The sequence below is a fragment of the Streptomyces africanus genome (genome assembly GCF_030816955.1).
Classification (GTDB): Bacteria; Actinomycetota; Actinomycetes; order Streptomycetales; family Streptomycetaceae; genus Streptomyces; species Streptomyces africanus.
Genome location: NZ_JAUSYP010000001.1, coordinates 4,077,863 through 4,085,000 on the forward strand (window position 1 = coordinate 4,077,863; position 7,138 = coordinate 4,085,000).

At 64.6% G+C, this 7,138-nt stretch carries 4 protein-coding genes and 2 rRNA genes; 4 read left to right on the forward strand and 2 right to left on the reverse strand.

Annotation, left to right across the window (positions count from 1 at the left end; genetic code table 11):
• Positions 1-71 precede the first annotated feature (71 nt).
• From QF034_RS18910 to QF034_RS18925, 4 genes are read left to right on the forward strand one after another with little or no spacing between them, the layout of a single operon-like run.
• Entirely contained in the window at positions 72-992 is a 921-nt protein-coding gene (locus QF034_RS18910; RefSeq protein WP_307176093.1) for an ATP-binding cassette domain-containing protein, read from the forward strand.
• Positions 989-1,768: an ABC transporter permease gene (locus tag QF034_RS18915; protein ID WP_307176094.1), complete on the forward strand. Its 780-nt coding sequence runs from the start codon at positions 989-991 to the stop codon at positions 1,766-1,768. Before QF034_RS18910 ends, QF034_RS18915 begins: the two co-directional genes overlap by 4 nt.
• A 24-nt stretch (positions 1,769-1,792) precedes the next feature.
• Positions 1,793-3,037 (forward strand): sensor histidine kinase, encoded by a 1,245-nt coding sequence (locus QF034_RS18920; RefSeq protein ID WP_307176095.1) that lies wholly within the window; start codon positions 1,793-1,795, stop codon positions 3,035-3,037.
• The gene (locus QF034_RS18925; RefSeq protein ID WP_307176096.1) at positions 3,034-3,705 is read left to right on the forward strand and encodes a response regulator; all 672 of its coding nucleotides are present in this window, start codon (positions 3,034-3,036) and stop codon (positions 3,703-3,705) included. The genes QF034_RS18920 and QF034_RS18925 overlap by 4 nt, the downstream gene beginning before the upstream one ends.
• Before the next feature lie 59 nt (positions 3,706-3,764).
• Here the strand turns inward: QF034_RS18925 and rrf are convergent.
• Together rrf and QF034_RS18935 are read right to left on the reverse strand one after the other, a co-directional pair.
• Positions 3,765-3,881 (reverse strand): 5S ribosomal RNA (gene rrf / locus QF034_RS18930).
• Between the two features lie 95 nt (positions 3,882-3,976).
• Positions 3,977-7,102 (reverse strand): 23S ribosomal RNA (locus tag QF034_RS18935).
• Positions 7,103-7,138 lie beyond the last annotated feature (36 nt).

Sequence of the window (7,138 nt, forward strand, 5' to 3'; positions counted from 1 at the left end):
TACGACACCGCTCACCCCGATTACCACCGCCGTCCGACGCCCGCCGCCCCCGCACGCACGAGCATCGAAGCATGCTGACGGCACACGAACTGACCAAACGCTACGGCGACCGGACGGTCGTCACGGACCTCTCCTTCACGGTCCGCCCCGGAACGGTCACCGGCTTCCTCGGCCCGAACGGCGCCGGCAAGTCCACGACCATGCGCATGATCCTCGGCCTCGACGCCCCCACCCGCGGACACGCCACCGTGGGCGGACGCTCCTACGCCACCCACCCCGCGCCCCTCACGGAGGTCGGCGCCCTGCTGGAGGCCCGCTCGGTCCACCCCGGCCGCACGGCCCACCACCACCTGCGCGCCCTCGCCCACACCCACGGCATCCCCCGGGCACGGGTCGAACAGGTCCTCGCCCTCACCGGACTGACCGACGTGGCCCACCGCCGCGTCAAGGGCTTCTCCCTCGGCATGGGCCAACGCCTCGGCATCGCCGCCGCCCTGCTCGGCGACCCGGCCACGCTCATCCTCGACGAGCCGGTCAACGGCCTCGACCCGGAGGGCGTGCTCTGGATCCGCAACCTCCTCAAATCCCTCGCCGCGGAAGGCCGCACGGTCCTCGTCTCCTCCCACCTGATGAGCGAGATGGCCCTCACCGCCGAGCACCTGGTCATCATCGGCCGCGGCCGTCTCCTCGCCGACACCACGGTCACCGACTTCGTACGCGACTCCGGCGCCGGCACCGTCAAGGTCGTCACCCCTCAGGCCTCCGACCTCGTACGCCTCCTCACCGCCCCCGGCGTCGACATCACCACCGACACCCCCGGCACCCTCCGGGTCCGCGGCACGGACGCCCAGCACATCGGCCGTACGGCAGCCGCCCACGGCATCCCCCTCCACGAACTGACCCCCGGCACCGCCTCCCTGGAAGAGGCCTTCATGGACCTCACCCGCGACGCCGTGGAGTACACGGCGACCCCCGAAGGAGCGGCAGCATGACCACGGCGACCCTCCCCTACCGCGTGACCCCGGCCCGCGTCCTGCGCTCCGAGTGGCACAAGCTGTGGACCCTGCGCTCCACCTGGATCACCCTCATCGCCACGAGCCTGCTGACCGTCGCCATGGGCGCGGGCCTGGCCGCCGCCTACGACGGCAGCGGCGAGGGCGGAATGGACACGGTCCTCTTCATCCTCCTCGGCACCCAGTTCGCCACGATCAACCTCGGCGTGCTCGGCATCCTCGCCACGGCCGGCGAGTACTCGACGGGCCAGATCCGCGCCACCATGACCGCCGTCCCCCGCCGCCTGCCCGTCCTCTGGGCCAAGGCAGCCGTCCTGGCCGCGATCGCCTTCCCCCTCACCCTGCTGACGAACCTGATCACCTTCCCCCTCGCCCAGTCCTTCCTCACCGGCACCGACCAGGCTGCCTCCCTCGGCGACCCCGGCGTCCTGCGCGCCCTCGCCGGCAACGCGGCCGGCCTCACCCTCCTCGCCGTCCTCGCCCTCGCCATCGGCGCCCTGCTCCGCTCGGTCCCGATGGCCATCGGCGCCTTCACCGGCCTGATCATGATCGTCCCGGAGGTCCTGGCCATGCTTCCGTACGACATCGTCGACGACGCCGTCCGCTATTTCCCCGGCAAGGCCCTGGAGACCCTCACCACCGCCCAGCCCCTGCCCGGCACGGCCTCCCCCGGCGCCGCCCTCCTCGCCATGGGCCTCTGGACGGCGGCGACCCTCACGATGGCGGCCGCCGTCCTACGACGCCGAGACGTCTGACAGGCGGTGCCGGAAACCCTCACGATGGACCCCGTGACGGAAGACCGGGCGCCGGAGCCCCTCACCGAGTACGCCCACCGCCTCACCCGCCGCGTGCGCGCATTCGACCAACGCCACCCGCTGCTGTGGGACCTGCACATCACCGGTTTCTGGGTGACAGCGGCCCTGATCGACTACGTCGGCGGCGGCTGGCGCCACAACGCCCACAACCTCGACGTCCCCGGCTGGCTGCTCCTCCCCCTGAGCCTCGCCCTCGCGAGCCCTCTCCTCTGGCGACGCACTCACCCCAGGGCCGTCCTCGTCGCCATGGCCCCCTTCGCCCTCGTCAACGCGTGGACCGGCGCGGCCCTCCAGGCGGCCCTGCTCCAGCTCGCCGTCGTCTACCACATCGCCCTGCGCCGGGCCCTGCGCAACCTGTGGTGGGTGACGGTCCTGGTGATCGCCCCGGTCCTGGTGTCGGCAGCCCGCCACGGGGAGGGCACCTGGGACCAACAGGTCGGCTCCCAGCTGATGTCCGTCACCGTGGCCGCCCTCATCGGCATCACGGTCCGCACCCGCCGCAACTACACGGAGGCACTGGAGGACCGCGCCCGCCGCCTGGAGACCGAACGCGACCAGCAGGCCCAGCTCGCCACCGCCGCCGAACGCGCCCGCATCGCCCGCGAGATGCACGACATCATCGGCCACAACCTCTCCGTCATCACCGGCCTCGCCGACGGCGGCAGATACGCGGCCGCCAAGTCTCCCGAACGCGCCGCCCAGGCCCTCGACGCCATCGCCACCACCAGCCGCCAAGCGCTCACCGAACTCCGCCGTCTTCTGGACGTCATGCGGGAGGACGAACACAACCAGGCAGACCTGACTCCCCAACCCGGTCTAACGGACCTCGACCACCTCCTCGACGGCGTCCGCTCCGCAGGCCTCCCCGTCCACACCACCACTCACGGCAGCCCCACGCTCCCCCCGGGCCGCCAGCTCACCGTCTACCGCGTCATCCAGGAAGCCCTCACCAACACCCTGAAACACGCGGGCCCCGACGCCACCGCGCAGATAGAGCTGTCCTACGAGGACAAGGGAGCCGTGACAGTGACGATCACGGACACAGGCACCGGCAGCCGTACCGACGGCCCGGTCCCAGGCGGTCGCGGCCTGCCCGGAATGCGCGAGCGAACCGCCCTGTACGGCGGCACACTTGAGGCCGGCCCCCGCCCGCACCCCGAGCAGGGCTGGCGTGTCCGCCTACACCTTCCGGAGGAAAACCCGCAGTGACGACGGTCCTGATCGCCGACGACCAGCCCCTGCAGCGCTTCGGCTCCCGCATGCTCCTGGAGAGCCAGGACGACATGACGGTCGTGGGCGAGGCGGCGAACGGCAGCGAAGCGGTCCGCCTGGCGGCCGAGCTCCACCCCGACGTCGTCCTCATGGACATCCGCATGCCCGGCCTGGACGGCATCGAGGCGACCCGCCGCATCACCGCCGCGGGCGACCGCACCCGCATCCTGATCGTCACCACCTTCGACCTGGACGAGTACGCCTACGCCGGACTCCGCGCAGGAGCCTCCGGCTTCCTCGTCAAGGACGCCCAGCCCGAGGAACTCCTGGCCGGCATCCGCGCGGTCGCCACGGGCGACGCGGTCGTCGCCCCCAGCCTGACCCGCCGCCTCCTCGACGCCTACGTCCACCACCTGCCGACGGACCCGTCGTCGGACGCCCCGCCGCAGGAGGACCCCCGCCTCGCTTCCCTCACCGACCGGGAACGCGAAATCCTCACGGTCATCGGCCAGGGCTGGACCAACACGGAGATAGCCACGCGCCTCCACCTGGCCGAGTCGACGGTGAAAACGCATGTGGGCCGCATCCTCGCGAAGACGGGCTCCCGTGACCGCATTCAGGCGGTGATCCTGGCGTACGACACCAAGCTGGTACAGCCGTCGTGACACACGCTGGTGAAACACAAAAAGGCCCACACCGTAAGGTGTGGGCCTTTTCAATAATTGTTCGGCGGCGTCCTACTCTCCCACAGGGTCCCCCCTGCAGTACCATCGGCGCTGTAAGGCTTAGCTTCCGGGTTCGGAATGTAACCGGGCGTTTCCCCTACGCTATAACCACCGAAACACTATGAAACTGTCGAACTATGCCGCACCATGCCGTGACCATGGCATGGGGCCGTTCGTGGTTTCAGAACCAACACAGTGGACGCGAGCAACTGAGGACAAGCCCTCGGCCTATTAGTACCGGTCAACTCCACACGTTACCGTGCTTCCATATCCGGCCTATCAACCCAGTCGTCTACTGGGAGCCTTACCCTCTCTAGGAGGTGGGAGTCCTCATCTCGAAGCAGGCTTCCCGCTTAGATGCTTTCAGCGGTTATCCCTCCCGAACGTAGCCAACCAGCCATGCCCTTGGCAGAACAACTGGCACACCAGAGGTTCGTCCGTCCCGGTCCTCTCGTACTAGGGACAGCCCTTCTCAAGACTCCTACGCGCACAGCGGATAGGGACCGAACTGTCTCACGACGTTCTAAACCCAGCTCGCGTACCGCTTTAATGGGCGAACAGCCCAACCCTTGGGACCGACTCCAGCCCCAGGATGCGACGAGCCGACATCGAGGTGCCAAACCATCCCGTCGATATGGACTCTTGGGGAAGATCAGCCTGTTATCCCCGGGGTACCTTTTATCCGTTGAGCGACGGCGCTTCCACAAGCCACCGCCGGATCACTAGTCCCGACTTTCGTCCCTGCTCGACCCGTCGGTCTCACAGTCAAGCTCCCTTGTGCACTTACACTCAACACCTGATTGCCAACCAGGCTGAGGGAACCTTTGGGCGCCTCCGTTACTCTTTAGGAGGCAACCGCCCCAGTTAAACTACCCATCAGACACTGTCCCTGATCCGGATCACGGACCCAGGTTAGACATCCAGCACGACCAGACTGGTATTTCAACGACGACTCCACACTAACTGGCGTTAGCGCTTCACAGTCTCCCAGCTATCCTACACAAGCCGAACCGAACACCAATATCAAACTGTAGTAAAGGTCCCGGGGTCTTTCCGTCCTGCTGCGCGAAACGAGCATCTTTACTCGTAGTGCAATTTCACCGGGCCTATGGTTGAGACAGTCGAGAAGTCGTTACGCCATTCGTGCAGGTCGGAACTTACCCGACAAGGAATTTCGCTACCTTAGGATGGTTATAGTTACCACCGCCGTTTACTGGCGCTTAAGTTCTCAGCTTCGCCACCCCGAAGAGTGACTAACCGGTCCCCTTAACGTTCCAGCACCGGGCAGGCGTCAGTCCGTATACATCGCCTTACGGCTTCGCACGGACCTGTGTTTTTAGTAAACAGTCGCTTCTCGCTGGTCTCTGCGGCCACCCCCAGCTCAGAGCGCAAAGCTCATCACCGGATGTGGCCCCCCTTCTCCCGAAGTTACGGGGGCATTTTGCCGAGTTCCTTAACCATAGTTCACCCGAACGCCTCGGTATTCTCTACCTGACCACCTGAGTCGGTTTAGGGTACGGGCCGCCATGAAACTCGCTAGAGGCTTTTCTCGACAGCATAGGATCATCCACTTCACCACAATCGGCTCGGCATCAGGTCTCAGCCTTGTGTGCGACGGATTTACCTACCGCACGGCCTACACCCTTACCCCGGGACAACCACCGCCCGGGCTGGACTACCTTCCTGCGTCACCCCATCACTCACCTACTAACCGCTTGGTTCGGCGGCTCCACCACTCCCCCTCACTCCGAAGAGATCAGGGGCGGCTTCACGGCCTTAGCATCACGATGCTCGATGTTTGACGCTTCACAGCGGGTACCGGAATATCAACCGGTTATCCATCGACTACGCCTGTCGGCCTCGCCTTAGGTCCCGACTTACCCTGGGCAGATCAGCTTGACCCAGGAACCCTTAGTCAATCGGCGCACACGTTTCTCACGTGTGAATCGCTACTCATGCCTGCATTCTCACTCGTCAACCGTCCACAACTACCTTCCGGTGCTGCTTCACCCGGCAGACGACGCTCCCCTACCCATCACAGCCGGCGTTGGCCGTATATGCTGCAATGACACGACTTCGGCGGTACGCTTGAGCCCCGCTACATTGTCGGCGCGGAATCACTAGACCAGTGAGCTATTACGCACTCTTTCAAGGGTGGCTGCTTCTAAGCCAACCTCCTGGTTGTCTGTGCGACTCCACATCCTTTCCCACTTAGCGTACGCTTAGGGGCCTTAGTCGATGCTCTGGGCTGTTTCCCTCTCGACCATGGAGCTTATCCCCCACAGTCTCACTGCCGCGCTCTCACTTACCGGCATTCGGAGTTTGGCTAAGGTCAGTAACCCGGTAGGGCCCATCGCCTATCCAGTGCTCTACCTCCGGCAAGAAACACACGACGCTGCACCTAAATGCATTTCGGGGAGAACCAGCTATCACGGAGTTTGATTGGCCTTTCACCCCTAACCACAGGTCATCCCCCAGGTTTTCAACCCTGGTGGGTTCGGTCCTCCACGAAGTCTTACCTCCGCTTCAACCTGCCCATGGCTAGATCACTCCGCTTCGGGTCTTGAGCGTGCTACTAAAATCGCCCTATTCGGACTCGCTTTCGCTACGGCTTCCCCACCCGGGTTAACCTCGCAACACACCGCAAACTCGCAGGCTCATTCTTCAAAAGGCACGCAGTCACGAGACACCAAGCAAGCTTGATGTCCGACGCTCCCACGGCTTGTAGGCACACGGTTTCAGGTACTATTTCACTCCGCTCCCGCGGTACTTTTCACCATTCCCTCACGGTACTATCCGCTATCGGTCACCAGGGAATATTTAGGCTTAGCGGGTGGTCCCGCCAGATTCACACGGGATTTCTCGGGCCCCGTGCTACTTGGGTGTCTCTCAAACGAGCCGCTGACGTTTCGACTACGGGGGTCTTACCCTCTACGCCGGACCTTTCGCATGTCCTTCGCCTACATCAACGGTTTCTGACTCGTCTCATGGCCGGCAGACCATGAAAGAGAGATCCCACAACCCCGTATACGCAACCCCTGCCGGGTCTCACACGCATACGGTTTGGCCTCATCCGGTTTCGCTCGCCACTACTCCCGGAATCACGGTTGTTTTCTCTTCCTGCGGGTACTGAGATGTTTCACTTCCCCGCGTTCCCTCCACACTGCCTATGTGTTCAGCAGCGGGTGACAGCCCATGACGACTGCCGGGTTTCCCCATTCGGAAACCCCCGGATCAAAGCCTGGTTGACGACTCCCCGGGGACTATCGTGGCCTCCCACGTCCTTCATCGGTTCCTGGTGCCAAGGCATCCACCGTGCGCCCTTAAAAACTTGGCCACAGATGCTCGCGTCCACTGTGCAGTTCTCAAACAA

Coding starts and splice junctions, on each gene's coding strand:
- QF034_RS18910 (WP_307176093.1), top strand. CDS start 72: ATGCTGACGGCACACGAACTGACCAAACGCTACGGCGACCGGACGGTC.
- QF034_RS18915 (WP_307176094.1), top strand. CDS start 989: ATGACCACGGCGACCCTCCCCTACCGCGTGACCCCGGCCCGCGTCCTG.
- QF034_RS18920 (WP_307176095.1), top strand. CDS start 1,793: ATGGACCCCGTGACGGAAGACCGGGCGCCGGAGCCCCTCACCGAGTAC.